The sequence below is a fragment of the Brevundimonas sp. UBA5866 genome (genome assembly GCF_002432125.1).
Lineage (GTDB): Bacteria > Pseudomonadota > Alphaproteobacteria > Caulobacterales > Caulobacteraceae > Brevundimonas.
The window spans coordinates 1-24,275 of record NZ_DJFS01000007.1 but is presented as its reverse complement, the minus strand read 5'-3'; the positions used below and the strand labels follow the sequence as shown (position 1 = coordinate 24,275).

Below are 24,275 nucleotides of genomic sequence, written 5' to 3'. Positions count from 1 at the left end.
CCGCCCCCGCCGCCCCCCGCGGGGGGGGGTGGGGGGGGCGGGGGGGGGTGTCGGGGTAGTGGCCGCCGCGCCGCCCTTTGCATTCAGGCCGCAGAGCGAGGCGGCTCGCCAGCGGGCGCTGCGCTGCCTGACGCAGGCGGTCTATTACGAAGCCGCATTGGAGCCGGACGAGGGGCAGGCCGGTGTGGCGCAGGTGATCCTGAACCGCGTGCGTGATCCCAACTATCCCAATTCGGTCTGCGCCGTGGTGTTTCAGGGTGCCGAGCGCAATACGGGGTGCCAGTTCACCTTTACCTGCGACGGCAATCTGGCGCGGACGCCGGTGCCGTGGGCCTGGGAGCGCGCCAAGCGCGTGGCCGAGCGGGCGTTGGCCGGTGCGGTCGCACCCAAGGTCGGATCGGCAACCCACTATCATGCCGACTATGTGCGCCCTTGGTGGGCCCCCAGCCTGACCAAGGTTTCGCAGGTCGGCGCGCATATCTTTTATCGCTGGCCGGGTGCGGCGGGGGGTGTCGCCTCGCTGAGCCAGAGCTATAGCGGACGCGAGCCTGTGATCGACGAGGCCCGCTTTGCCCGCAAGCGCGATGTGATCATGGCGGCTGCGCCGAACGACCTGTCCGAGAGAAGCGCCGAACTGGTGCGCGAACTGCTGGGGACGGGCAACCGTGTCGTGGAATATGAGGGGGCGACCCGCATCGTCGGGGCACCGAGCCTTGGCGGACGTCGCCAGCCGACGGCGAACGAGATTTCGGATATCAACGAGCGTCTGAAGGCGTTCGAGGAGGGGCACCCCGTCAATACGCCTGCGCCGACGGCGGGTTCGGCACCGGAAACGCCGGAAGGCTAGCTCTATCCAGTCGCGCGGATAGCGCCATAGGGATGAGCCACAAGAAAAAGGCCGCTCTTTCGAGCGGCCTTTGGATTATCAAACCGCGTCGGGTCGAGAAGGCGGAGCCTTCTGAGCGCGGGCCAAGCATCAAACCGCGTCGGGTCGAGAAGGCTGAGCGCTTCTGACCGCGGGCATGTTTAAAGCGACTTTCTGTGGTCTTCCTCGGCGAGGAAGCGGCCTGCCTCCAAGGCGGCCATACAGCCCATGCCTGCGGCGGTAACGGCCTGGCGGTAGACGTCGTCGGTCACGTCGCCCGCGGCATAGACGCCTTCGATGGCGGTCTTGGGGGTGCCGGGCTGGACGACGATATAGCCGCCTTCCTTGGTTTCCAGCTGGCCCGCGAACAGTTCCGACGACGGGGCGTGGCCGATGGCGATGAAGACGCCGTCAGCCTCGATTTCCGAGGTTTCGCCCGTGACGGTGTTCTTGAGGCGCACGCCGGTGACGTTCTTGGCGAAGCCGTCCACTACGCCGAGGATTTCCTCGACGGCGCTGTTCCAGACGATGTTGAGCTTGGGGTGGGCGAACAGGCGTTCCTGCAGGATCTTTTCCGAGCGCAGGGTGTCGCGGCGGTGGACCAGCGTGACGCTCTCGGCGAAATTGGTGAGGAAGAGGGCCTCTTCCACGGCGGTGTTGCCGCCGCCGACCACGACAACCTTCTTGCCGCGATAGAAGAAGCCGTCACAGGTGGCGCAGGCGGAGACGCCGAAGCCCTGATAGGCGGCTTCGGATTCCAGACCCAGCCATTTGGCTTGAGCGCCCGTCGAGATGATGACGGTCTCGGCGAGGATTTCGGTGCCGCTATCCAGCGTCAGGCGGAAGGGGCGCTGCGACAGGTCGGCCTTGGTCACGATGTCGTGGATGACCTCGGTGCCGACGTGCTCGGCCTGTTCCTGCATCTGTTGCATCAGCCACGGACCCTGAATGGTCTCGGCGAAGCCCGGATAGTTTTCTACGTCAGTGGTGATGGTCAGCTGGCCACCCGGCTGGATGCCGGCGATCACAACGGGATTGAGCGAGGCGCGGGCGGCATAGATGGCGGCGGTCCAGCCAGCGGGGCCGGAGCCGATGATGGCGACGCGAACAGTGCGGATATCTTGGGTCATGGCCCGTATTTAGAGACTGATTCTGCCCCGCGCTACCGGTGAAACCGCCGCTTATATGACGGATCGCCGGTCAGGCGGGGCAGGGGGCGTCCTAACGGGCCAAGGCGGCCTTGAGGCGCGCCTTGTCGCAATCGTGGGTCAGGCCGGTGGCGGCGCGCTGTTGCGCCATTTCGGCCTGTTCGCGCGCGGCGCGGCGGAAGGCGGCATTGCCGATGGTTTGCAGGGCCTGAAGGGATTTCTGCAGGCGCAGCTGGATCTCGATCAGGCCCGCTCCGTCGCGGGCCAGAAGCATGAAGGCGTCCTCGAACAGGTCGGCTTCGCGCAGCGGGTTCAGGTGCAGGCGCGGATACTGGACCTCGACATCGTCGCGGCCCTCGGCCCATTGGCTGAGCAGGCGGGGCTGGCGGCCAATGACGCTGAGCGCCGTGCCCGGGCCGTGGGTGGCCGGAGACAGGGCGCGCGAGGCGACCTCGGCCATGACGGCCAGACCAAAGCGCGGGTCCTGTTCAAATGTACGGCTGGGGGCGATGACGAATTTGGTGCCGATTTTCTCGAGAAGCTCGTCATCGACCTGTCCGGTCAGCCAGACCAGTTCGGTGCCCTGATAACAGAAGTTGCCGGAGTTGAGCGGCAGATAGGCCTGAAGGTCGTGCGCATCGCAGAGTTTGGACAGGGCCTCGATATCGATGAACTGGAGATAGCCGATCTGGGTCGAACGGACGGCGGTGGCACCTTCGGGGAGGGTGTCGCTGTCGAACCACGGATTGGCACCCAGATAGGGGGAGGAAAGCCGCTGTTGGATGGCGGTGCGGGTGGCGTCCTCGACGCGGTCGATGGTTGTGCCGACGCGGCCCAGACGCACCAGATGGTTGATCCAGCGCAGCAGCTGCATGACCACCAGACCGATGACCGCCACTGTGATGACGAACAGCACCGCTCGGCCCGGCTCGCCATAGGAGCCGGTCTTGAGCACGATGGTGCTGACGATGGAGAAGATGAAGGCCCCGATGAAGGAGGACAGGACGTTGTGGGTGACGCGGTCCTCCATCAGCAGGGTGACGGCTCGCGGGGTGACGCTGTTGGCCGCGCCCGAGAAGGCCGAGGTCATGGCCCCCAGGGAGAAGGTGGTCACGGCCAGCATGCTTGATGAAATGATCGACAGCAGGCTTTCGACCGCCTCGCGGCTGACGTCGAAGGGCAGTTGCCACGTCAGCCAGCGCTCGGCGCCGGTGGCAGCCAAGGCGGTGGCCACGCCCAGCAGGCCGTAAAGGACCGCCTGCCACCACAGCTTGCGTTTGATGCGGCTGAAAACCCAGTGCCAATATTTCATGAGGAGCCCCAAACTCGTTCGTGGAAGGCCAACCCCTACGCTCGAGTTCGGGTTCCCTTGGGGCCGTGTCAGTTCGATGGTTCGTGTGCGGACAGTTCAGGGATGACGGCACCCAACAGCGTTTTGAGGGCCAGAGGCGGGCGGCCCAGCAGGGTTTGCAGATCGTCGGTGACGATATCGTACTGGCCGCTGCGGATATCCTCCAAGGTTCCGAGGATCAGGCCCGCCATATAGTCGTCCACGCCAAAGGCTTTCAGCTGCTGGGCCAGCACGGACGGGGCGATATCGTGAAACGGGATGGGGCGGCCCGTTATGTCCGACAGGGCGTCGGCGATATCGCCGAAGGAGACGGCCTGTGGGCCGGTCAGTTGATAGGTCTGGCCGGTGTGTTGATCGTTTAACAAGACGCGGGCCGCGGCCTCGCCCAGTTCGTCGCGCAGGGCAAAGGCGGCCTTGCCATCGCCGACAGGCAGGCGGATGCCCTCACCGAGCAGGGCAGGGCCTGCAAACTGGGGGATGACATCGGCATAGATGGTGTTGCGCAGAAGGGTGTGGCCCAGCCCTGAGGCGCGGATGTGGTCTTCGGTGTGGATGTGGGCGATCATCTCCTTGGCGGTGGCGGCGCTGGCCACATCGCGCATGGCGACGCCCGTATAGACGATGTTGCGTACGCCTGCGGCCTTGGCGGCATCGACGACGGCGGGCTGCTGCTCGGAGCGGTTGGGGGCGGCGGCGGAGACGAAGAACAGGGTGTCTATGCCCGCAAAGGCGCGGCCCAGTTCGGCGGGTTTGTCGAAGTCGCCCTGTCGCACATCGATGCCCTGGGCGGCATAGTCGCCAGCCTTGGAGGGATCGCGGGCGAGGACTGCGAGTTTATCCTTGGCACCCAGACGGGTCAGGTGATGGACAGTGGCGCGGCCCAGTTGGCCGGTCGCTCCGGAAACGAGGATCATAATCTACTCTCTTGAGGTCTGCCAGACTTGGGGGAGGCGCGGCGCGGGCGAAACTATCAAACTGTATAGTCGCCCGCGTGGAACAGGAGGCGGAGAATGGATCTCGAAGACGGGACGCTGAACCCCGATGTGCCGTGCGGTCGGCCCTTCATCGTGGCGCTGACCGATGCGGTGAATGCGGTCAGCGGCAAGTGGAAGCTGGGCATCATCTGCACCATGTTGGATCAGGCGCGGACCTTTACCGAGATCCAGAACATGCTGGAGACGATCACGCCGCGCATGCTGTCACGCGAGCTGCGCGAGCTGGAGCTGAACGGGGTGGTGGAGCGCGGTGACGAGGTCAGTGGCGGAGCCAAGGGGCGCAAATACCGGCTGACGGCGTCGGGTCAGCAGCTGGATTCGGTGATTGTCGGCATGGCCCGTTGGGGGCAGACACACCGTTTGGCGCAGGGCGGGTCAAAGCCCGCGGGGCAGGGCACCTAGAATGGCGCGGGCTGCGCGGCGGGTTTCCGACAGGGGTTCATAGGTCCAGCGGGGCAGGGTGCCGTCGAACGGGCGGGTGGCCCCGTATTTTTCCAGCGCGGCATGCAGACGTCTGAACTTGGTCTGCGGCCTGAGCGGAACCATCGGCAGGATGTGGACCGGCTTGCCCGTAGAGGCGGCCTCGGTGGCCATATTTGCGCTGTCCTCGGTGACGAGGATGTGGTCGGCGTAGTGCAGCATGGCAAAAAGCGGGTTTTCGCCTGTGCCATCCCAGATCATGCCCGGTAGGGCCTTGAGGCGCTGGGTCATAACGGTCTGGGGCAAGAGGGGGGTGCGGCGCGAGAAGGTGACCAGCACAGAGCCGCCCTGTTCCTCGACCGTTTCGGCGATCAGGTCCGCGAGGATGGCCGCGTGGTCGAGCGTGAGGTCAAACGCCTTGGAGGTGCCGCCGATCATCACCGCCACACGCGGGTGGGGCAGGGCCTCGATCTGTTTGGCGAAGGCGGGGGCGGCATCGGCCAGCTTTTGCGGGGTGATGCGGTGGGGGCTGCCCAGAATGGACAGGACATTGGGTCCGGAGACACCGTCGTGCTCGGGCGCGACGATCAGGTCATAGGCGCTGTTTTTCCAGCGCGGGTCCTGGGTCTGGACGACGAAGGTCCTGCCCTTGGAGGCGGTCTTTATGCGCACGGACAGGGGCAGGGTGGCGCGGCCTGTGGCGATCCAGATGTCGGGGAAGTCGGGCCCGCCCAGAAGCTCGCGCCCCTGATCCAGCATCCACGGCTGCTTCAAGCCGGAGGGCCAGCGGTCGAAGGCCGGTTTCCAGCGGACGATGTGTCGGCTGATGGCGGCCGGTGTCTGTGCGGCGATGGCCTCGGCCAGACCGAGCGACTGGTTCTCGATACCGGTACGGCCGTCGGAGACGACCCAAATGGAAAGAGGGCGCGCAGCCGAACTGCGCGCCCCCGAATCCGGTAGGGATGTGGCGTTTACTTCCACTCGACCTTGAGGATTTCGTAGGCCTTCACACCGCCGGGGGTGTTGACCTCGACCACGTCACCGACCTCTTTCGAGATCAGGGCGCGGGCGATCGGCGAGGCGATCGAAATCTTGCGGGCCTTCACCTCGGCCTCGTCCTCACCGACGATCTTGTAGAAGGACTCCTCTTCGGTGTCCTCGTCCACGAGGTGGACGGTTGCACCGAATTTGACCACGTCACCCGACAGTTTCGACACGTCGATAACCTGGGCGCGCGACAGCTTGTCCTCGATCTCGGCAATCGAGCCTTCGATCCAGCCCTGACGCTCTTTGGCGGCGTGGTATTCGGCGTTTTCCGAAAGGTCGCCGTGCTCGCGGGCTTCGGCGATGGCAGCAATAACAGCCGGCCGCTCGACCGACTTCAGTTGCTTCAGTTGATCGTCGAGGGCGCGATAACCCTCGGCCGTCATCGGCACTTTTTCCATTGTGTCGTGAGTTTCTTGCTACGCCCGAAGACAGATGAAAGAGAAATATCCGGTACGCCTGCGGCCACGGGGCGTTGCATGACCGGGGGCTAAGAAGCTAGGCGAAGCCTTTAAAATGTCAAGATAGGCGTTGCCGGAGCCGAACAGAAACGCCCGGTCAGACCCGGCGTTCCGTCCGGGAGATCGCCTTGGTGGCACAATCCGGTTTGGATTCGGATGCGATATGCGCGCCTACGAATTTGACCAGCGATGAAATAGCCGCCGCAAGCAGCCACACACAGGCCGACAGACCGATCAGATTGAAGAGTGTCGGCAGAAAACTCACGCCGCCAGCCATGTAGGCAAACATAAATGCCAAGGCCGCAACCAGCATGATTATGGATGGAACAAGGGATAGGCGCATGAGGGGTTAACGGTTCAAAACCCCTCATGGTTTCAAATAGATCGCCGATTGACGAACCGTGACGACACCACGTTTGAGGCGTGGCGAAACTGCGTTTTCATGTGGCCGGAAAGAGGCTTAGGCGTAGGCGTAATCTCCGCCGCGGGCCAAGGCTTTCTGATAGGCGGGACGGGCGTGGATGGCCTTCAGATAATGGCCGATGTGCGGGTATTTCGACATGTCCAGGCCACGCGTGGACGCCGCCTCCAGCGCGAAACTCATCATGATGTCGGCGGCCGAAAATGTCTCGCCGACGAACCAGCCGCCCTTGGTGAGGGCGTTTTCGATAAAATCGAAATGGGTTTTGAGTTGCGGGTCGATAAATCCCGCATACGCCTTGCGGGAGATGCCGCTGACGATCGGCTTGACCAAGGCGGGCGCGCGCTTCGGCAGTTGTGAAAAGACCAGTTTGAGAAGCAGCGGCGGCATGGCCGAGCCTTCGGCATAGTGGAGCCAGAAGGTGAAGTCCCGACGTGCGGGGAAACCGGGCGGCGGGCGCAGATGTCCACCCGTGTCATAGGTGTCCAGTACATATTCGAAGATTGCGCCCGTCTCGGCGAGGATGACGCCGTCATCCTCGAGCAGGGGGGCCTTGCCCAGCGGGTGCAGGGCCTTGAGCGCGGGCGGGGCCAGCATGGTGGCCGGATCGCGCTCGTAGCGTTTGACCTCGTAGGACAGGCCCAGCTCCTCAAGCAGCCATAGCAGACGTTGTGAACGGCTGTCGGCGAGGTGGTGGACGAGGAGCATGGGCGGTTCCTTTGAAGGCTTAGAGACCTTTGCGTCCGCGACGGGGCGGGTAGGCCCCATACGATCCGCTGGCCGGATTGGATGAAACGGGGGGCTTGGAACGTTTGTAGTTTTTCCAGAGCTCCCATGCGCCCAGAGCAAGGGCGAGTTTGCCGGCATTCTTTCCAGCGATACGGCGGGTGCCGCGCGATAGAACCAGACCGCCGATCAGGGGCAACAAACGCATCAACATCGGGCTTCCTTTCGAAGTACCATTCGAAGAGGTAACGGCGCGAGGCGGACTAAGGTTCATCAAGGCGCCGTGACCCTTGGCCTCAGTTGGCGGTTGCTGCGGATGCGGTGTTGAACAGGTCTTCCGCGGCGGCGACCGTGGCCTCGACACCCGCGATCACCGAGGCTTCGGGATCGATCCGGAACAGCGGCGAATGGTGGGGCGGCGGGGTGTCTTTCAGGTCTTCGGGCAGGCCGCCGACGGCAAAGATCACCGCTTTGACCCCGTGTTCGGGTGCACCGTAAAAGGCGAAGTCCTCGGCACCCATGCCCTGACGGGTGATGTCGATAACGCGCTCTTCGCCCAGTTGACGGGTGATGGCGGCGCGGATGCGCTGGGCGGTGTCGGTGTGGTTGATGGTGGGCGGGGTGGATTCCGTCGTGGAGCGGACGACGGTCGGCAGGCGGTCCTCGGGGGCGTTCAGGGCCCGCGCCGTATTCTGGGCGATGCGTTCGATACCGTCCAACAGAGTGTCGCGCACCGCATAGGAATCCGAGCGGACCGTCAGCTGCAGGTCCACATATTCCGGAACGATGTTGTGTTTGGTGCCGCCGTGGATCGAGCCGACCGTGACGACGGCCCCCTGTAGCGGGTCAACCTCGCGGCTACGCAGGGTCTGCAGGTTGGTGACGATGTAGGAGGCGATGGTCACCGGATCGACCGTGGTGTGAGGGCTGGCACCGTGGCCCCCGATGCCGTGGACCTTGATGTCCACGCTGTCGGCGCTGGAATAGGCGATCGAGGGCGGCACCCAGACCGTACCGCGCGGCAGGCCGGAGGCCACATGGAAGCCGATGGCGTATTCGGGCTTGGGAAAGCGGGTGTACAGGCCGTCGGCGATCATGGCCCGGGCCCCCTCCACACGTTCTTCGGCGGGCTGGGCGATCAGGACCAGGGTGCCGGACCATTTATCCTTGCGGGCGGCCATCTGGCGGGCTGTGCCGACGAGGGAGGTGATGTGAACATCATGGCCGCAGGCATGCATGACGTATTTCTCGACACCGTCGCGATCGACCTGTCGGGCGCGCGACGGGTTGGGGGCCCCCGAACGCTCTTCTACGGGCAGGCCGTCCATGTCGGCCCGGATCAGCACTGTGGTGCCGGGGCCGTTTTCCAGAACGGCAACAACGCCGGTGCCGCCGACATTTTCGGTCACCTTATAGCCGAGGCTGCGAAGCTCGCTCGCCATGCGGGCGGCGGTCTGGACCTCTAGGCCGGACAGTTCGGGATTGCGGTGGAAGTGGTCGAACAGCTGGCCCAGATTGGCCCGGTAATCGGCGCGGACCGCTGCGCCCAGAGCCGTGTCGGTGGCGTATGACGGTGTGGCGGCAATGGCCAGACCTGCCGCGCATGCACCGGCGAGCAGAAGCTTGTGGATTTTCATGGACCCCTCCCGAATGAAAGACTTCGGGAAGGCAGACTATAGCGGCACCGGCGTTCGGCAAGGTGCAATATGCGACTTAAGATTACAGCAGCAAAGTGAAGAAAAAGACGACCAGAAATACATGCAGGCCGGCGATCACCTCGGCATAGCGGCGGAACGGTTGCTTGCGGGTCTTGTGCTTGAAAAGACTGCTGGCGGCGATGGTGCCGACACCCCCGATCAAGGTCAGACCCAGCAGGCTGCTTTCGCTGATGCGGCGCTGGTTCCGGACCGCCGCAACCTTGTCGAAGCCCATCGCCATGAAGGCCCAGAGATTGGCGGCGAGGCAGAGCGATAGGAAGAGGATCAGGGACATGTCGGCCGGACTTGTAGAGGAAGGCATGCGACGCAGGCTTGACTATAACGTCACCTAACGCCGGTCATCAACTGACGCAACTGTAGGTCTCCAGGCAACGTTTACGGCGGCAGGAGGCAACATGTCATTCACCCAACTGAACCCCACTATACCTGTATACGTGATCGGCAAGGGCCCGGGTTTTGCGCTGGCCGTGATCGACTACGGGCAGGAGCACAATCTCATCTGGGTCACCGCCATCACCGAGACGGGCGAAATCTGGTGTGCGCCCAATCCCAAGGTGCGAATGGCATCCAACTGGACGATGGGGCGACCCAAATCCAAGGTGGCCAGCGAAGAGGAAACGATGCGACTGGCAGAGGGAAACAATGAGGGCGCCAGTGAGGGCGCCGGCAAGGTGACGTGTTGAGGTCGCTCCGCTAAACAGTTATCCAATTCGATCAATCGGGTGATGGGTCGTTCAGCGCATTATTGTTGACGGGGCCTGAGCTTTGGGCGCGGAGAAGCTGATATGGCCAAACCAGTACTGACGGGTCTTGCTCTTTCACTATCGGCACTGGCTTTGGCCGGTTGCGCGCGCGGTGGTGGCGAGCAGGTGCACACTCGGTTGGCCTCGCCGGACGGGGCGCGTGAGGCGGTGCTGATGACCTGCTCCATGCCGGGTGATGCCAAGGTGCTGTTGGTGACCGGTGCCGTGTTCGATGCCAAGGGGCGTGGATGCGGTGATGTGGACGACAAGGCGCTGGCCAGTGTGTGGGTTTCGTTGCCCGAGGCGGGCGATGGACCGCAGGCCCAGGTGTCGTGGGACGGCGATCGGGCTGTCTTCAGTTTTGAAGGGGACCGCACGGTTATCAGCCGTCAGGCCAAGGCAGGCGGCCGTCTGGATCTGATTGCGGTCAGGGGCGAGTTCGCCGAAGCCGACATCGTGGAAACTTCCGAATAGACCTGTGCCGAGGGGCTGAATGCCCGGTACGGATGGAATGTATGCAAAAGCCCCCGACGAAGGATCGTCGGGGGCTTTTTTGTGCAGCGGCAGGGTTATCTGGCGAATGCGGCGCGCAGTTCGGTGGCGGCCTGGGCAATCGCAGAGCGGGCCGCGTGACTTTCAGCCAGGGCGTTCAGCATCACAAAGTCATGGATGGTGCCGTTGTAGCGGGTGGAAGAGACTGAAACGTCCGCTTCGATGAGCTTGCGGCCATAGGCTTCGCCTTCATCACGCAGCAGATCGTTTTCCGCCACGATGACCGTAGCCGGGGGCAGTCCGCGAAGCTGGTCTACCGAAGCTTTGAGCGGGAAGGCCAGAACATCATTGCGGCTATTGGCTGGATAGTTTGCCTCGAGGAAGTAGTCCATCGCCTTGCGGGTCAGGAAGGGGCCATTCTGGAAGGCCGTATAGGAGGCGTTGTCCGATACATCATCGGTAACCGGATAGAACAGGACCTGATGGATGATCTTGGGGCCGCGACGCTCCTTGGACATCAGGGGCAGGGCGATGGCCATATTGCCGCCCGCGCTGTCACCGGCCACGGCGACGCGGTTGGAATCAAAGTTCAGGCGGGCGGCGTTGGCAGCCAGATATTCCAGCGCGGCATAGGCCTGTTCATTGTTGACCGGATAGCGGACTTCCGGCGCGTTGTCGTATTCGACGAAGACGACGGCGGCCTGTGCCTGAGACGTCAGTTGGCGGATCAGGTGATCGTGGGTGTTGCGGTCGCCCATCACCCAGCCACCGCCGTGGGTATAGACGATGACCGGCAGGGCACCGGTGGCCCCTTCGGGACGGACGATGCGGATGCGCACACTGCCGGTGGGGCCGACGTTCCAGACGGCATCCTCGATGGTGACAGGCGGGAAGGGCAGGCGGTCCTTCTGGACCGTCGCCAGCACATTGCGCGCGTCTTCATAGGACAGGGTGTAGAGCGGCGTGCCGCTGTCGGCGGCGCGGGCGAAGGCGGCGGCCTGCGGTTGCAGTTGCGGGTCGCGGGCCACAGCCGAGGTGGCGATCAGGGCGGCGGCAGAAGCGGCAGCGGCGGTAAGGGCCTTTGAGCGGGACATGTGAACCTCCTGGTTAATATCGATCACGATTAGATCGTGTGCGATATAAAAAGGATGATGACGACGAGGTTGTCAACACTTGCGATCAAATCGCGCGCGATTTATATTTTGCCTATGAGCAAGTCATTGAATTCCCGAACGCCAGCCCTTGAAGATTTCCTGTGCTTTTCGCTGTACGGGGCCGGTCTGGCGATGACGCGGCTGTACAAGCCGCTGCTCGAGCCGTTCAACCTGACCTATCCGCAGTACCTTGTGCTGACCGCCTTGAAGGAAAAGGGCGGGGTGAAGGTGGGCGAACTGGGCGAGCGGTTGCAGCTGGAGACGAATACGCTGACCCCGCTGGTCAAAAGGCTGGAGGCGGCGGGGCTGGTGTCACGCCAACGCGACAAGGCCGACGAGCGCGTGGTGCGCGTGGCCCTGACGGCGCAAGGGCAGGATGTGGTCATCGCGGCCCATGCCTGTATTCCGCAACAGGTGCTGGAGGCGACGGGGCTGTCTGCCGAAGAGCTGCAGGACCTGAACCGCAAGCTGAAGACCCTGCAGGCGGAGCTGGTCGAGGGCTGAGGTTCAGCTGTAGCCCGGCGGGTGCGGTGTGATGGCCGTAAGCCAGCCTTAAGGGCGGTTGATCGGCATTTGTCGAAGGACGATCCGGCTGTGCCATTCCTCGATCACGGGTGAGGCGTTGTGCGCGGCGTTTCTGGATCCTCCGGTCAAGCCGGAGGATGACGGGAGAGGGAGGTGCCCCCGCGCCCTCAAGCCGTGATCCTCCGCGGCGCGAACGTAAGGCACTCATCATGCCCTCAAGACGTGAACGCCCGCGGCGCGAACGTAGGGCCACTTAACAAGCCCTCAAGCAGTGAGCCGCCGAGCGGCGAACGCTAGGGCGACTCAACAAAGCTCAACTAAGAAAAACCCCCGATGGCCTCGCCATCGGGGGTTTTTCTTAGTTGTAGCTCTGGATGGGGCGGACATCCATTTCGCCGTTGCGGATGGCCTTGATGGCCTTGGCGGCGGCGATGGCTCCGTAGGCCGTCGTGTAATAGGGCAGTTTCATCATCAGGGCCGTGCGGCGGATGGCGAAGCTGTCGGCCAGGGCCTGCTTGCCTTCGGTGGTGTTGAAGACCAGCTGGATCTCGCCGTTCTTCATCGCATCGACGATGTTCGGGCGGCCTTCGAGGACCTTCTTCACCAGACCGACTTCCAGACCTTGCTCGGTCAGGTAGGCGTGGGTGCCCGCGGTGGCGACGACCTTGAAGCCTTGTTCCAGCAGGGTCTTCACCGCGTCGAGGATGAAGGCCTTGTCGGCGTCCTTGACCGAGATGAAGGCGGTGCCTTCGGTCGGGAGGATGGTGCCGCCGCCGGTCTGGGCCTTGGCGAAGGCGCGGGCGAAGGCCGGAGCGAGGTCGGCTTCGCCGTCACGCTTCCAGTCCAGACCCATGACTTCACCGGTCGAGCGCATTTCCGGGCCAAGCACCGTGTCGACGCCCGCGAAGCGGGCGAACGGGAAGACGGCTTCCTTGACGGCGATGTGGTCCAGTTCCTTGTCGACCAGACCGAAGGAGGCGAGCTTCTCACCGGCCATGACCTTGGCGGCGATGGCGGCAATCGGCTGGCCGATGGTCTTGGCGACGAACGGGGCGGTACGCGAGGCGCGCGGGTTCACTTCCAGCACGAAGATGCGCGGGTTGTCGCTGTGCGGCTCTTCGATGGCGAACTGGACGTTCATCAGGCCGCGCACCTTGAGGGCCTTGGCCATCTCGGTGGTCTGGCGCTTCAGCTCGGCCACGATGGCGGGAGAGAGCGAGTGCGGCGGCATCGAGCAGGCCGAGTCGCCCGAGTGGACGCCAGCTTCCTCGATGTGTTCCAGAACGCCAGCCACGAAGACGGTTTCGCCGTCGCACAGGGCGTCGACGTCCACCTCGGTGGCGCGGTTCAGATAATGGTCGATCAGGACCGGATCATCGCCCGAGACGCGCATGGCTTCGCCGACGTAGCGGTCGAGGCCTTCACGGTCGTGGACGATCATCATGCCGCGACCGCCCAGAACGTAGGACGGACGCAGAACTACCGGATAGCCGACTTCCTCAGCCTTTTGAGCAGCTTCTTCAGCCGAGCGGGCCAGAGCGTTCGGCGGCTGTTGCAGGCCGATGGCTTGCAGCATCTGCTGGAAGCGCTCGCGGTCTTCGGCCAGGTCGATGGAGTCGACCGAGGTGCCGAGGACGGGGATGTTGTCTTCCTGCAGGGCGTGGGCCAGCTTCAGCGGGGTTTGGCCGCCGAACTGGACCACGCAGCCGATCAGCTCGCCCTTGGAGCGTTCGACTTCGATCAGCTCCAGCACGTCTTCGGCCGTCAGCGGCTCGAAATACAGACGGTCGGAGGTGTCGTAGTCGGTCGAGACCGTTTCCGGGTTGCAGTTGACCATGATGCTTTCGACGTTGATGTCGTGGAAAGCAAAGGCGGCGTGGACGCAGCAGTAGTCGAATTCGATGCCCTGACCGATACGGTTGGGGCCGCCACCGAGGATGATCGCCTTCTTGCGGTCCGAGACGTCGGCCTCACAGGCCGGAACCTGACCGAGGATGCCGGTCTCGTAGGTCGAGTACATGTAGGCGGTCGCCGAGGAGAATTCGGCGGCGCAGGTGTCGATGCGCTTGAAGACCGGACGCACTTCGAGGGCGCGGCGGGCGTGGCGGACGTCCTTCTCGGTCTTGCCGGTGAGGGCAGCCAGACGGGCGTCCGAGAAGCCCTTGGACTTCAGACGGCGGAACTCGGTCGCATCGGTCGGCAGGCCCTGAACGCGGACGTGGCCTTCGGTGCGGATGATGTCGGCGATCTGGCGCAGGAACCACGGCTCATACGAACAAGCGGCGTGGACTTCCTCGACGGTCAGGCCGTGGCGGAAGGCCTGGGCGATCACGCGGATGCGGTCCGGCGTCGGCTGGCCCAGAGCGCGGATGACGGCGGCCTTGATGGCGGCGTCGTCCTCGGTGCCGACGGTGCCTTCGATTTCGACCTCGTCAAAGCCCGACAGGCCGGTTTCGAGGCCGCGCAGGGCCTTTTGCATCGATTCCTGGAAGGTGCGGCCGATGGCCATGACCTCGCCTACCGACTTCATGGCGGTGGTCAGCGACGGTTCAGAGCCCGGATATTTTTCGAAGGCGAAGCGCGGGATCTTGGTGACGACATAGTCGATCGACGGCTCGAACGAGGCCGGGGTGACCTTGGTGATGTCGTTTTGCAGCTCGTCGAGGGTATAGCCCACGGCCAGTTTGGCGGCGACCTTGGCGATGGGGAAGCCGGTGGCCTTCGACGCCAGAGCCGAGGAGCGCGACACGCGCGGGTTCATTTCGATGACGACCATGCGGCCATCGGCAGGGTTGATCGCCCACTGCACGTTCGAGCCGCCGGTCTCGACGCCGATCTCGCGCAGCACGTTGATCGAGCCGGTGCGCATCAGCTGGTATTCCTTGTCGGTCAGCGTCAGGGCCGGAGCCACGGTGATGGAATCGCCGGTGTGCACGCCCATCGGGTCGACGTTTTCGATCGAGCAGATGATGATGCAGTTGTCCGCCTTGTCGCGGACGACTTCCATTTCATACTCTTTCCAGCCCAGTACCGACTCTTCGATCAGTACTTCGGTGGTCGGCGACAGGTCGAGGCCGCGCTCCACGATCTCGTGGAACTCCTCGACATTGTAGGCGATGCCGCCGCCGGTGCCGGCGAGGGTGAAGGACGGACGGATGATGGCCGGAAGGCCAACGAAGGCCAAGGCGTCGTCGGCTTCGTCGATGTGGTGGATGGCGCGCGAACGCGGGCTTTCCAAGCCCAGCTTGTCCATCGCGTCACGGAATTTCTGGCGGTCTTCGGCCTTGTCGATGACCTCGGCCTTGGCACCGATCATCTCGACGCCGTACTTGGCCAGTGCGCCCGAGGATTCCAGCGCCAGCGCCGTGTTCAGCGCGGTCTGGCCGCCCATGGTCGGCAGCAGGGCGTCAGGGCGTTCCTTGGCGATGATCTTTTCGACCATTTCCGGCGTGATCGGCTCGATATAGGTGGCGTCGGCCACCTCCGGGTCGGTCATGATGGTGGCCGGGTTCGAGTTCACCAGAATGACGCGGTAGCCCTCGGCCTTCAGCGCCTTGCAGGCTTGCACGCCCGAATAGTCGAACTCACACGCCTGGCCGATGACGATCGGGCCAGCGCCGATGATGAGGATGGACTTAATGTCTGTACGCTTGGGCATCGGCGTCTACTCAGTTCACGACCACGCACTCCCAGCCCTCGTAGTCGAGCTGGAAGGCCGCGGCCCAGGATTGCATCATGGCCGACACAGGCGCGAAAGACGCCTCGTCGACCGGCATGGTTGTTTCCAGGACGGTCATATCGCCCTGGCCCCGCGTCAGAAACCCGGCGCGTCGTGCGACTTCGCACAGATCGCCGTGCATGTCCTCGTCGCCATAGAAATAGAACAGGGTATGGCGTGGCGTGATCCCGCTGTCGCCTTTCTCGGCGAGAGCGGCGCGCACCATAGCGTCCTTTTCCTCATGGCTTTGATCCGAGTACAGCGAAGTTCTCCACGCGCACGAAAAGACGGACACACGAGTTACCTCGCGGGCCGGTCCGTTTGGGTTGTCGGTTAAGCGGCCCGTTTAGAGACGCCGGACCCTGACGGCAAGGGGCAATGCGTAACCAAACGGGGAAAACACGACCAATGAACGAGGCGGGGTCATCGAGCATGGCCATCCGCAACCTCGGACGGACCAAAAAGAAAGGCGGCCCCCGCGAGGGGACCGCCTTGGAAGTGGGACTTTACAAGTCCGGGGATTAGAACGGTCTGAAGTTCAGGCCGACGAAGAAGCGGCGGCCGTACGGGTCGAAGTTGGCGTTGATGGTGGTGCCCAGGATGTCGCGTTGTTCGGCATCGAACACGTTCACCACACCGGCGCGCAGGGTCAGGTCATCACGCACGCGGTAGCGCACGGTGATGTCGTGACGGGTGAAGTTGCCGGTATCCAGCTGGTCGCCCAGACGGCTGTCGGCATTGTTGATGAAGTCACGCGAGCGGACGATGTTCTGGCTGGTCTGCCAGTCGGCGGTCCAGTTGATGTTCCAGACATCGTTCGGACGCCAGGTCAGCGACGAGGTCAGACGAACCCGCGGATAGAAGACGCTGCCGGCCAGCTCGGTGTAGTCGGTCGGATCAGCTTCGTTCAGGAAGTTCTTCTGCTCGATCAGCCACGAACCGTTCAGGCGGTAGTCGAAGCGACCCCAGTCACGGCCCCAGTCGGCCATGTCCCAGCTGTAGGCTGCACCGAAGTCGAGACCGCGGGTTTCCAGCGCTGCATAGTTGAACGAACGCTGGATGAAGCCACCGATCGGATCACCCGAGGGGGCACCCATGCCGAACGGAATGTCCGGGTTGTTGCGGAAGATGGATCCGCAGGCATCCGGGTTCAGTTCCGCACCGCTGACGCAGTTGGCAGCGATACCGGCGGCCGTGACCGAGGCGATGACCTGGTCGATGCGGATGTCATAGTAATCCAGCGACAGGGTCAGGCCCGGCACGAAGCGCGGCTGGAACACGGTCGAGAAGGTGAAGGATTCCGACTCTTCCGGGCGAAGGTTCGGGTTGCCGCCCGACACACCGGCGATGCCCGAGGTATAGTTCGGACGGAAGTCGTCGGTGTTGGTGGCGGTGGCACCGGCAAAGTCGAAGCTCAGGCCCTGTTCGGCTGCCAGAGCCGTACAGTTCTTGATGCGGTTCGCCTTCACTTGCTGATCGTCAACCGCGGCAATGTTGGCGGTGGCGCAGGGGTCGGCGAAGTTGTTGGCGAAGGTCTGGCCGTACGGCGAGAAGTTTTCGCCCAGGTTCGGCACGCGTACCGAGGTGTTGAACGAGGTCTTGAAGGTGATGTCCGGGATCGGACGATAGACCAGGTTCACGCCATAGACGTCGACATTGCCGACGGTCGAATAGTCGGCCCAGCGGTACGAGCCGCTGAGTTCGGCGTATTCGCCCAGCTTGCTGTCACGGAACAGCGGGATCGACAGTTCGGCGAAAAGTTCCTTCGACTCGTAGGAGACTTCGGGGAAGTCCTCGCCGGTGTTCAGGAACAGCAGACGGTCGCCGGCCGAGGCCGAGCGGCCGATCGCCGAGGTGGTTTCCTTGCGCCATTCCCCACCCAGGGCGAGGCCGAGGTTACCGGCACCCCACAGGTCCCACAGCTCGGTGTTCATCGAGGCGATGGCCTGGTGTTGCTCGTTCATTTCCTCGACGCGGACGAAGGCGTCTACATACTGGAGCGCTTCGGCAGACTGGTTGCCTGCGCCGAACACGTTCAGCGGGGCACATTCCGCCAGCGACTGGCGGCCGTATTCGGTGTCGTTCAGATCACCGCCACGAACCTTGTCGGCGACCGGCAGGCCCTGGGCGTTCAGCAGGCTGGAGCGGCAGACGATGGCACCCGGGGTGCCCATGATGCCGGCGGTGTCGACCACGGCATCGGCGGCCAAGGCCATGCGCTGCACGTCAACGCCGCGTTCGATGTTCTCGATCTCGACCTTGCCGTAGGTGTAGCCGATGTCCCAGCCGAACGACTTCATGAAGCCGCGGCCACCGTGGTCGCCGTTGAAGCCGATGACGTAACGTTGCAGGTCACGGGTGTTGGTCTGCGAGCGGTCCGGGCCGAACAGCGAGTGGCGGGCGATCGGCAGGGCGCGCGATTCCAGCAGCTCGCCCGGCGCGTCCGCGGTCGGCGGGGCGTAGATGTCGATGCGGTTGGCAGCGATGGCGTCGCGGACGTTCTGCGGCAGGAAGGCGTTGTCGTCCCAGCGCAGGTCGAAGGCCGAGGTGGCCCAGATCGAGTTGGTGTCGTCAGCCGCATAGGAATCGTTATCGAGGTCGATATCGAAGAAGGTCGGCTGACCGCGCATGTAGGTTTCCTCGGTCACATATTTGGCCGAGGCGTGGAAGTTGATCTCGTCGGTGACGCGATAGTTGACGCCGACCTGGTAACGCTGGGATTCCGACTCCGGAATACGGCTGTAGCCGGCCACTTCACCCAGCGGCATGCCGTCGCCGCCGATGTTGTACGGACGGTTGATGCCGGTGTTGCCCACGCGCTGGCCGAAATTGGCCAGGCGACCGTTGCCGCCGTTGTAAACGAAGGTCTTGCCCGGGGTGATGCCGTAGCAGTTTGCGGCATAGCTGAAGCCGCCGCCCGAGAAGCAGTTCTGGTACGGAACGTTCGGGTTGGTCAGGTCCGACGGACGCTGCAGGTTGGCCAGGGTGGTCTGACCCCAGGGCAGGATGTCCAGACGGTTCACGCCGTAGAACACGCCCGCGTCCAGCAGGCCGTCATACGGGGCGGTGGTCGGGTCGGCGTCGATGCCCAGACGGATCGGGCCGCGACGGATCCAGTCGATGTCCAGCGACTGGACTTCGTCGATCTTCTCGTATTCGGCGTGGCCGTAGATGTTCAGACGGTCATCGAAGAAATTCTTGCCGGCCAGCACCGAGACGCGGCGGGTGGCTTCGCCGTTGTCGTTGATCTGGCCGTAGTTGGCGTCGATCTCCAGACCTTCGAAATCCTTTTTCAGGATGAAGTTCAGCACGCCCGAGACGGCGTCGGCGCCGTAAACCGACGAGGCACCGCCGGTAATGATCTCGACGTTCTGGATCAGCAGACGCGGGATGGAGTCGATATCGACCGACAGCTCGCCGCCCGACGAGCCGACGTGGCGGCGACCGTCAACGAGGGTCAGGGTGCGGTTGGCACCCAGCGAGCGGAGGTTGGCTAGCGACAGACCGCCGGTGTTCAGCGACGAGCCGGTGGTGTCGGACGGAACCTGCGAGTTCGACAGGGCCGGGATGGTGGCGAGGTAGTCGATGACGCTGGTCTGGCCGGTCGACAGGATCTCTTCCTGAGTAACCTGGATGATCGGCGTCGGGGCATTGGCCGCATTACGACGGATACGCGAACCGGTAACGACGATCTCGCCGAGGTCCGAGGCTTGTTCGCCGGTCGTTGGCGAAGGCTGTTGGGCGGTTTGGGCGGTTGCACCCGTGGCGGCAAGCGCGCCAGCGAGAATGGTGCTGGCCAGAAGAGTTGGGCGAGTAATACGCATTGGGGGAATGCCTCTTGGGATACCGACGCAAGTCGAACTTAGGTTCCCCAAAGGCTTTTGATGTCAGACTTAGGTCAAGCTTAGCCGTTTCATAAATGTGTCGAAAAAGGCCCTAGGCGTCCTTATTGTTGCTCTGATGTGACAGAAAAGTTCTGTTTATGACCGAAATGGGGCAAACCTGTACCGCTAAGGGTTGGTTAGTATGAATGGCCAAGCTTGATCTGGACCAAGCTTGGCCATCAGTGGAATTCAGCGGATGTGGGCGACCCAGTCAGGCAGTTCGTTGATGTGGCTGAGGGTGACGTAGCGGGGGTGTCCCTCGGGGGCGTCAGCCAGCTCGTGGGCCCATGTAATATGGTAGGGAATGTGGACGCCCCATGCGCCGGCCTCGATGGGCGGGATGACATCGGACTTCATGGAATTGCCCGCCATGACCGTTTGTTCGGGACGCAGGCCGTGGCGTTTGAAGATGCGGTCATAGGTGCCGCGGTCCTTCTCCGAGACGATCTCAACGGCAGAAAAGTGTTCGCCAAGGCCAGAAGCTGCCAATTTCCGTTCCTGATCGATCAGATCGCCCTTGGTGATCAAAATGAGGCGGTAACGTGAGGCGAGTTCGTTGATCGCCTCGTCGACACCGGGCAGGGGCTCGACCGGGTGGTTCAGCATTTCGCGGCCCGCCGCCAGGATTTCGCGTACGATGTGGGGCGGGGCGGAACCGTCGCACAGCTCCATCGCCGTTTCGATCATCGACAGGGTGAAGCCCTTTACCCCGTAACCGTACATCCGAAGGTTGCGGCGCTCGATCATGGCCAAGCGGTCCATCATGACCGGCTCGTCAGCGTGATCCGACAGCAGCTCCACGAAACGTTTCTGGCTGAGACGGAAGATCGTCTCGTTGTGCCAGAGCGTGTCATCGGCATCGAGGCAGACATTGGCGATGGGCATTGGGAACTCCGGTAGGGACAACTGTTCGATGCACGTCAGGCGCGACGTCAAAGATTTTTCGGTTTATGGCGGAAGACATGAGTCAGATCGATGCCATTTCGACCAATAGTCAGCGTCGCCTCGGTTGGGGTGTTGCCGCTCTGGTGGTCGCCGGAAACATGATCGGTTCGGGGGTCTATCTCCTGCCGGTCACTCTCGCGCCTACGGGTAGCTCCAGCCTGATCGGCTGGATTGTATGCGGCCTTGGCGCGGTAACGCTGGCGTTGATGTTCGGCGGGTTGGGCCGCCTGATGCCCAAGGCGGATGGTCTGGCCGATTTTGCCGCCCAGGGGATGGGGCGTTTCCTCGGCTATCAGGCGGGTCTGTTCTATTGGGCGGCCTGTCTGGTCGGCAATGTGGCCGTGGCTGTGGCGGCTGTGGGCTATCTGGCCTTCTTCTTTCCTGTACTGAGAGAGCCGATGTGGGGCGCGGCGGCCAATCTCGGCCTGCTGTGGATCACCACAGGGGTCTATGCGATGGGCACGCGCTCGGCTGCCCGCTTCGGGGCGGTGAGCCTGGCGATCGGTCTGGTGCCGATCGTGCTGGCCATCGTCGCGGGGGCCATCGCCTTTGACGCCTCGGTCTTCAAGGCCAGCTGGAGCCCGCAGGGCGAGGCGCTGACCAAGACGGTTCCGGCTTCGCTGGCGGTTATCTTCTGGGCCTTCCTGGGTGTGGAGAGCGCGGCTGTGCTGTCGTCGCGCGTCAAGGATGCGCGCCGTGATGTGGGACGTGCCTCGGTGGCGGGCGTCATGATCGCCTTTGTGGTCTATGTGCTGGCCTGTGTGGCGGTGTTCGGGGTGATCCCTGCCGGGGTTCTGGCGGAATCGACCAGCCCGTTCGCCGATCTGGTGGCCCGCGTCATGGGCGCGTCGGTGGCCGGTCTGGTGGCCGCCTGTGCCGTGGTGAAGACGTGCGGCACCATTGTGGGCTGGACAATGACGGGGGGCGAGACGGCGCGTGCCGCAGCCGAGAAGGGCTGGCTGCCGCGTTTGTTCGGCGGCGCGGTAGCAGGCAAGACGCCGTGGACCAACCCGCTGGCTATGGGCGCGATCATGAGCGTGCTTCTGGTGATCAGTGTGCAGCCCAGCCTTGGCAAACAGTTCGAGATGCTGATCGGTGTGACCTCGGTGCTGACCCTGTGTCTGTATGCGGTTTGCTCGATGTCGCTGCTGACGGTGTCCGACAGCTGGCTGTGGCGTCTGATCGGGGTTTTCGGTCTGATGTTCTCCTTCTTTGCGGTCATTGCGGCGGCGGGTGACTATGTTCTGCCAAGCCTCGGTTTCTTCGGTGTGACGTCGGTTGCGTGGTGCTGGGTGCGTCATCGCAATGTCACTTCCAGCGATATCCATGCGGCATAAGACAGATGGCGGGTTGACCGGACCCGCCATAGTTCTTAGTGACCGCGCCGTTTGACTGCCGAAATTATGCGTTAGGAGCCCGCGCTATGACATCTCAGATTCTTTCTGGTGCGACGGGTGTTCTCGTTCTGGCCGACGGTACGGTGCTTTCGGGCATCGGTGCCGGTGCCACGGGTTCGGCACTGGGCGAGGTCGTGTTCAACACGGCCATGACCGGCTATCAGGAAATCCTGACCGATCCGTCCTACATGAGCCAGATCCTTGCCTTCACCTTCCCGCACGTCGGCAATGTCGGTGTGAACGTGGAAGACGTCGAGCAGGTGACCGAAGTGGCAGGCAAGGCCGCCGTCGGTGCCGTGTTCCGTGACGTGCCGACCGATCCGGCCAACTGGCGTTCGGGCGGTGACTTCGACAACTGGCTGAAGAGCCGCAATGTGGTCGCGCTGGCCGGTGTGGACACACGCGTGCTGACCCAACTGATCCGTGACAAGGGCGCACCGCACGCGGTCATCGCCCACGACCCTGAAGGCAAGTTCGACATCGACGCCCTGGTGGCCAAGGCCCGCGAGTGGAAGGGCCTTGTCGGTCTGGACCTCGCCAAGGAAGCCACCACCCTGCAGGCCTTCGAATGGGATCAGGGCGTGTGGGAATGGCCGGCCGGTTATCCGCGCGTTGATGCCACCGACAAGAACGTCGTGGTCATCGACTATGGCGTGAAGCGCAACATCCTGCGCGCCCTGGCCTCGACCGGCTGCAAGATCACCGTCGTTCCGGCCGATACCAAGGCCGAGGACATTCTGGCCCGTAATCCGGACGGCATCGTCCTGTCGAACGGTCCGGGCGATCCGGCGGCGACCGGCGAATACGCCGTGCCGGAAATCAAGAAGCTGATCGCTTCGGGCAAGCCGATCATGGGCATCTGCCTGGGTCACCAGATGCTGGCCATCGCTGTGGGGGCGAAGACCATCAAGATGGACCAGGGCCACCACGGTGCGAACCACCCGGTCAAGGACCTGACGACCGGCAAGGTCGAGATCGTATCGATGAACCACGGCTTTGCCGTGGATCAGGCCAGCCTGCCGGAGGGCGTGGAGGAAACCCACGTCAGCCTGTTCGACGGCACCAACTGCGGTATTGCATTAACCGGCAAACCGGTGTTCTCGGTCCAACACCACCCCGAGGCCTCTCCCGGGCCGACGGACAGTCTGTATCTGTTCCAGCGTTTTGCGGATTCATTGCGAGGGTAAATGACGAAAAATGCGGTGCGCTCGGCCTATCTAGGCTGGTTTGCAACCGCGATCGCGAAGGTGAGGGGGGCAACCTCGGCTATCGCGGGCGACGCGCAGGATCTCGTTCTGGGATACGCTACCGGCTATGATTCAGCCGACGTCGCCATCTTCGTCCGATCTTTACGTTCACATTACAGCGGGGCCGTAGCCCTGGTGGTGGACGCCAATCCCGAGCTTCGGGATTTTCTGCACAGCTATGATATCGAAACCCTCGACCCGCCTGATCTGCAGGTCGAGGGGTGTGGCTGGGCACCGCATCCGGTGGTCTGCCGGTTTGCCGGTTTTGACGCCCTGTTGCGGGCGCGGCCTTGGGTACGAAACGCCCTTTTGACCGATGTGCGCGATGTGGTGTTCCAGGGTGCACCGCTGGAACCGGCACCAGAGGGTCTGGAGTTTTTCGCGGAGTGCGAAACGCCATTGGCCCTGCACGATTTCAATATGAAATATATCCGCGCCGTCGGCGGCGAGCAGTTGGCCAGTCTGGTAGCGGATCAGCCCTGTATCTGCGTCGGTACCGTATTGGGCCCGCGCGAGGATTTGATGCGGTTCTGCCGTTTGATCCTGATGCTGGGGGCCATACCGCGCTCCGAGGTGGGCGGTGCATTCGGTGCCGATCAGGCGACCTGCAATCTGGCGGTCCATCTGGGCCTGCTGGACGGGCGGGTGTTTCCCAACCACAGCCGCGTGGCGACACTGGGTATGGTGCCCGCTGCGAAGCTGGGATTGCAGGACGGGGTGATCCACAATCCTGATGGATCGATCAGCCCCATCATCCACCAGTATGACCGCCATCCGGTACTGATGACGGCCATGTGGTCGCAATGGGCCGCGGATGTCGAGCGCCGCGACCGTTGCCGGCCGCGCACCTTTGGCGACCGGATCGATCGCGCCGTTCAATCCCTGAAGCGGCGCACCGCGGAACTGCGCTAGGCAGACGAAGGCGGCGGTGCGCCCCTGAACCCCGGATGGGCCGGACGTGCCCTCAGGGCAGAACGCTGGCGATGCGTCGCGTCTCGGCGGCCTTGGTGACGGCGGCGAA

At 63.4% G+C, this 24,275-nt stretch carries 23 protein-coding genes; 8 read left to right on the top strand and 15 right to left on the bottom strand.

Annotation, left to right across the window (positions count from 1 at the left end; all coding sequences use genetic code 11):
* Positions 1-58 precede the first annotated feature (58 nt).
* Complete coding sequence (locus B3H86_RS00710; protein WP_292050643.1) at positions 59-847, top strand: cell wall hydrolase; 789 nt, start codon at positions 59-61, stop codon at positions 845-847.
* A 179-nt stretch (positions 848-1,026) separates the two neighbouring features.
* Here B3H86_RS00710 and trxB read toward each other — a convergent pair whose 3' ends face one another.
* The 3 genes from trxB to B3H86_RS00695 all read right to left on the bottom strand — a co-directional run bounded on the left by trxB (position 1,027) and on the right by B3H86_RS00695 (position 4,278).
* On the bottom strand, positions 1,027-1,995 hold the full coding sequence (trxB, locus tag B3H86_RS00705; protein ID WP_292050642.1) for a thioredoxin-disulfide reductase: 969 nt from the start codon (positions 1,993-1,995) through the stop codon (positions 1,027-1,029).
* Positions 1,996-2,086: 91 nt separating this feature from the next.
* The gene (locus B3H86_RS00700) at positions 2,087-3,325 is read right to left on the bottom strand and encodes a DUF2254 domain-containing protein (protein WP_292050640.1); all 1,239 of its coding nucleotides are present in this window, start codon (positions 3,323-3,325) and stop codon (positions 2,087-2,089) included.
* A 68-nt stretch (positions 3,326-3,393) separates the two neighbouring features.
* On the bottom strand, positions 3,394-4,278 hold the full coding sequence (locus B3H86_RS00695) for an SDR family oxidoreductase (protein WP_292050638.1): 885 nt from the start codon (positions 4,276-4,278) through the stop codon (positions 3,394-3,396).
* 96 nt (positions 4,279-4,374) lie between these two features.
* Between B3H86_RS00695 and B3H86_RS00690 the strand changes: the two genes are divergently transcribed.
* Positions 4,375-4,761 (top strand): winged helix-turn-helix transcriptional regulator, encoded by a 387-nt coding sequence (locus B3H86_RS00690; protein WP_292050636.1) that lies wholly within the window; start codon positions 4,375-4,377, stop codon positions 4,759-4,761.
* Here the strand turns inward: B3H86_RS00690 and B3H86_RS00685 are convergent.
* The 7 genes from B3H86_RS00685 to B3H86_RS00655 form a co-directional block, all read right to left on the bottom strand.
* On the bottom strand, positions 4,735-5,760 hold the full coding sequence (locus tag B3H86_RS00685; RefSeq protein WP_292050634.1) for a mitochondrial fission ELM1 family protein: 1,026 nt from the start codon (positions 5,758-5,760) through the stop codon (positions 4,735-4,737). The genes B3H86_RS00690 and B3H86_RS00685 overlap by 27 nt on opposite strands.
* Complete coding sequence (gene greA / locus B3H86_RS00680; RefSeq protein ID WP_292050633.1) at positions 5,751-6,224, bottom strand: transcription elongation factor GreA; 474 nt, start codon at positions 6,222-6,224, stop codon at positions 5,751-5,753. Before greA ends, B3H86_RS00685 begins: the two co-directional genes overlap by 10 nt.
* A 157-nt stretch (positions 6,225-6,381) precedes the next feature.
* Positions 6,382-6,627 carry a hypothetical protein gene (locus B3H86_RS00675; protein ID WP_292050632.1) on the bottom strand — a complete coding sequence of 82 codons (246 nt, stop codon included), beginning with the start codon at positions 6,625-6,627 and terminating at the stop codon, positions 6,382-6,384.
* A gap of 117 nt (positions 6,628-6,744) precedes the next feature.
* Positions 6,745-7,413 carry a glutathione S-transferase gene (locus B3H86_RS00670; protein ID WP_292050631.1) on the bottom strand — a complete coding sequence of 223 codons (669 nt, stop codon included), beginning with the start codon at positions 7,411-7,413 and terminating at the stop codon, positions 6,745-6,747.
* Between the two features lie 19 nt (positions 7,414-7,432).
* The gene (locus B3H86_RS00665) at positions 7,433-7,639 is read right to left on the bottom strand and encodes a cysteine protease (RefSeq protein ID WP_292050630.1); all 207 of its coding nucleotides are present in this window, start codon (positions 7,637-7,639) and stop codon (positions 7,433-7,435) included.
* An 88-nt stretch (positions 7,640-7,727) separates the two neighbouring features.
* Positions 7,728-9,068, bottom strand: coding sequence for a M20 metallopeptidase family protein (locus B3H86_RS00660; RefSeq protein ID WP_292050629.1), 1,341 nt, complete (start codon positions 9,066-9,068; stop codon positions 7,728-7,730).
* An 82-nt stretch (positions 9,069-9,150) separates the two neighbouring features.
* Entirely contained in the window at positions 9,151-9,423 is a 273-nt protein-coding gene (locus B3H86_RS00655) for a DUF1294 domain-containing protein (protein ID WP_292050628.1), read from the bottom strand.
* A 121-nt stretch (positions 9,424-9,544) separates the two neighbouring features.
* On the opposite strand from B3H86_RS00655, the gene B3H86_RS00650 reads away from it, so the two are divergent.
* The gene (locus B3H86_RS00650; protein WP_292050627.1) at positions 9,545-9,832 is read left to right on the top strand and encodes a hypothetical protein; all 288 of its coding nucleotides are present in this window, start codon (positions 9,545-9,547) and stop codon (positions 9,830-9,832) included.
* A gap of 102 nt (positions 9,833-9,934) precedes the next feature.
* On the top strand, positions 9,935-10,366 hold the full coding sequence (locus tag B3H86_RS00645) for a hypothetical protein (protein ID WP_292050626.1): 432 nt from the start codon (positions 9,935-9,937) through the stop codon (positions 10,364-10,366).
* A 95-nt stretch (positions 10,367-10,461) separates the two neighbouring features.
* Here B3H86_RS00645 and B3H86_RS00640 read toward each other — a convergent pair whose 3' ends face one another.
* The gene (locus B3H86_RS00640; RefSeq protein ID WP_292050625.1) at positions 10,462-11,478 is read right to left on the bottom strand and encodes an alpha/beta hydrolase; all 1,017 of its coding nucleotides are present in this window, start codon (positions 11,476-11,478) and stop codon (positions 10,462-10,464) included.
* Between the two features lie 114 nt (positions 11,479-11,592).
* Between B3H86_RS00640 and B3H86_RS00635 the strand changes: the two genes are divergently transcribed.
* The gene (locus B3H86_RS00635) at positions 11,593-12,042 is read left to right on the top strand and encodes a MarR family winged helix-turn-helix transcriptional regulator (protein WP_292050624.1); all 450 of its coding nucleotides are present in this window, start codon (positions 11,593-11,595) and stop codon (positions 12,040-12,042) included.
* Positions 12,043-12,421: 379 nt separating this feature from the next.
* Here B3H86_RS00635 and carB read toward each other — a convergent pair whose 3' ends face one another.
* The 4 genes from carB to B3H86_RS00615 all read right to left on the bottom strand — a co-directional run bounded on the left by carB (position 12,422) and on the right by B3H86_RS00615 (position 20,550).
* Positions 12,422-15,721 (bottom strand): carbamoyl-phosphate synthase large subunit, encoded by a 3,300-nt coding sequence (gene carB, locus B3H86_RS00630; protein WP_292050623.1) that lies wholly within the window; start codon positions 15,719-15,721, stop codon positions 12,422-12,424.
* A gap of 10 nt (positions 15,722-15,731) precedes the next feature.
* A complete protein-coding gene (locus tag B3H86_RS00625) occupies positions 15,732-16,076 on the bottom strand; it encodes a hypothetical protein (protein WP_292050622.1) in 345 nt (114 codons plus the stop codon).
* 226 nt (positions 16,077-16,302) lie between these two features.
* Positions 16,303-19,605: a TonB-dependent receptor domain-containing protein gene (locus B3H86_RS00620; RefSeq protein WP_292050621.1), complete on the bottom strand. Its 3,303-nt coding sequence runs from the start codon at positions 19,603-19,605 to the stop codon at positions 16,303-16,305.
* A gap of 249 nt (positions 19,606-19,854) precedes the next feature.
* Positions 19,855-20,550: an HAD family hydrolase gene (locus B3H86_RS00615; protein WP_292050620.1), complete on the bottom strand. Its 696-nt coding sequence runs from the start codon at positions 20,548-20,550 to the stop codon at positions 19,855-19,857.
* Between the two features lie 77 nt (positions 20,551-20,627).
* On the opposite strand from B3H86_RS00615, the gene B3H86_RS00610 reads away from it, so the two are divergent.
* The 3 genes from B3H86_RS00610 (at position 20,628) to B3H86_RS00600 (ending at position 24,166) form a co-directional block, all read left to right on the top strand.
* Positions 20,628-21,947, top strand: a complete 1,320-nt coding sequence (locus B3H86_RS00610) for an amino acid permease (protein ID WP_292050619.1) — start codon at positions 20,628-20,630, stop codon at positions 21,945-21,947.
* A gap of 86 nt (positions 21,948-22,033) precedes the next feature.
* Positions 22,034-23,194, top strand: a complete 1,161-nt coding sequence (gene carA, locus B3H86_RS00605; RefSeq protein ID WP_292050618.1) for a glutamine-hydrolyzing carbamoyl-phosphate synthase small subunit — start codon at positions 22,034-22,036, stop codon at positions 23,192-23,194.
* The gene (locus B3H86_RS00600) at positions 23,195-24,166 is read left to right on the top strand and encodes a hypothetical protein (RefSeq protein WP_292050617.1); all 972 of its coding nucleotides are present in this window, start codon (positions 23,195-23,197) and stop codon (positions 24,164-24,166) included.
* The last annotated feature ends 109 nt before the right edge of the window (positions 24,167-24,275 follow it).

Coding starts and splice junctions, on each gene's coding strand:
- B3H86_RS00615 (WP_292050620.1), bottom strand. CDS start 20,550: ATGCCCATCGCCAATGTCTGCCTCGATGCCGATGACACGCTCTGGCAC.
- carB (WP_292050623.1), bottom strand. CDS start 15,721: ATGCCCAAGCGTACAGACATTAAGTCCATCCTCATCATCGGCGCTGGC.
- greA (WP_292050633.1), bottom strand. CDS start 6,224: ATGGAAAAAGTGCCGATGACGGCCGAGGGTTATCGCGCCCTCGACGAT.
- carA (WP_292050618.1), top strand. CDS start 22,034: ATGACATCTCAGATTCTTTCTGGTGCGACGGGTGTTCTCGTTCTGGCC.
- B3H86_RS00610 (WP_292050619.1), top strand. CDS start 20,628: ATGAGTCAGATCGATGCCATTTCGACCAATAGTCAGCGTCGCCTCGGT.
- B3H86_RS00700 (WP_292050640.1), bottom strand. CDS start 3,325: ATGAAATATTGGCACTGGGTTTTCAGCCGCATCAAACGCAAGCTGTGG.
- B3H86_RS00660 (WP_292050629.1), bottom strand. CDS start 9,068: ATGAAAATCCACAAGCTTCTGCTCGCCGGTGCATGCGCGGCAGGTCTG.
- B3H86_RS00655 (WP_292050628.1), bottom strand. CDS start 9,423: ATGTCCCTGATCCTCTTCCTATCGCTCTGCCTCGCCGCCAATCTCTGG.
- B3H86_RS00645 (WP_292050626.1), top strand. CDS start 9,935: ATGGCCAAACCAGTACTGACGGGTCTTGCTCTTTCACTATCGGCACTG.
- B3H86_RS00695 (WP_292050638.1), bottom strand. CDS start 4,278: ATGATCCTCGTTTCCGGAGCGACCGGCCAACTGGGCCGCGCCACTGTC.
- trxB (WP_292050642.1), bottom strand. CDS start 1,995: ATGACCCAAGATATCCGCACTGTTCGCGTCGCCATCATCGGCTCCGGC.
- B3H86_RS00640 (WP_292050625.1), bottom strand. CDS start 11,478: ATGTCCCGCTCAAAGGCCCTTACCGCCGCTGCCGCTTCTGCCGCCGCC.
- B3H86_RS00635 (WP_292050624.1), top strand. CDS start 11,593: ATGAGCAAGTCATTGAATTCCCGAACGCCAGCCCTTGAAGATTTCCTG.
- B3H86_RS00690 (WP_292050636.1), top strand. CDS start 4,375: ATGGATCTCGAAGACGGGACGCTGAACCCCGATGTGCCGTGCGGTCGG.
- B3H86_RS00620 (WP_292050621.1), bottom strand. CDS start 19,605: ATGCGTATTACTCGCCCAACTCTTCTGGCCAGCACCATTCTCGCTGGC.
- B3H86_RS00650 (WP_292050627.1), top strand. CDS start 9,545: ATGTCATTCACCCAACTGAACCCCACTATACCTGTATACGTGATCGGC.
- B3H86_RS00600 (WP_292050617.1), top strand. CDS start 23,195: ATGACGAAAAATGCGGTGCGCTCGGCCTATCTAGGCTGGTTTGCAACC.
- B3H86_RS00670 (WP_292050631.1), bottom strand. CDS start 7,413: ATGCTCCTCGTCCACCACCTCGCCGACAGCCGTTCACAACGTCTGCTA.
- B3H86_RS00665 (WP_292050630.1), bottom strand. CDS start 7,639: ATGCGTTTGTTGCCCCTGATCGGCGGTCTGGTTCTATCGCGCGGCACC.
- B3H86_RS00675 (WP_292050632.1), bottom strand. CDS start 6,627: ATGCGCCTATCCCTTGTTCCATCCATAATCATGCTGGTTGCGGCCTTG.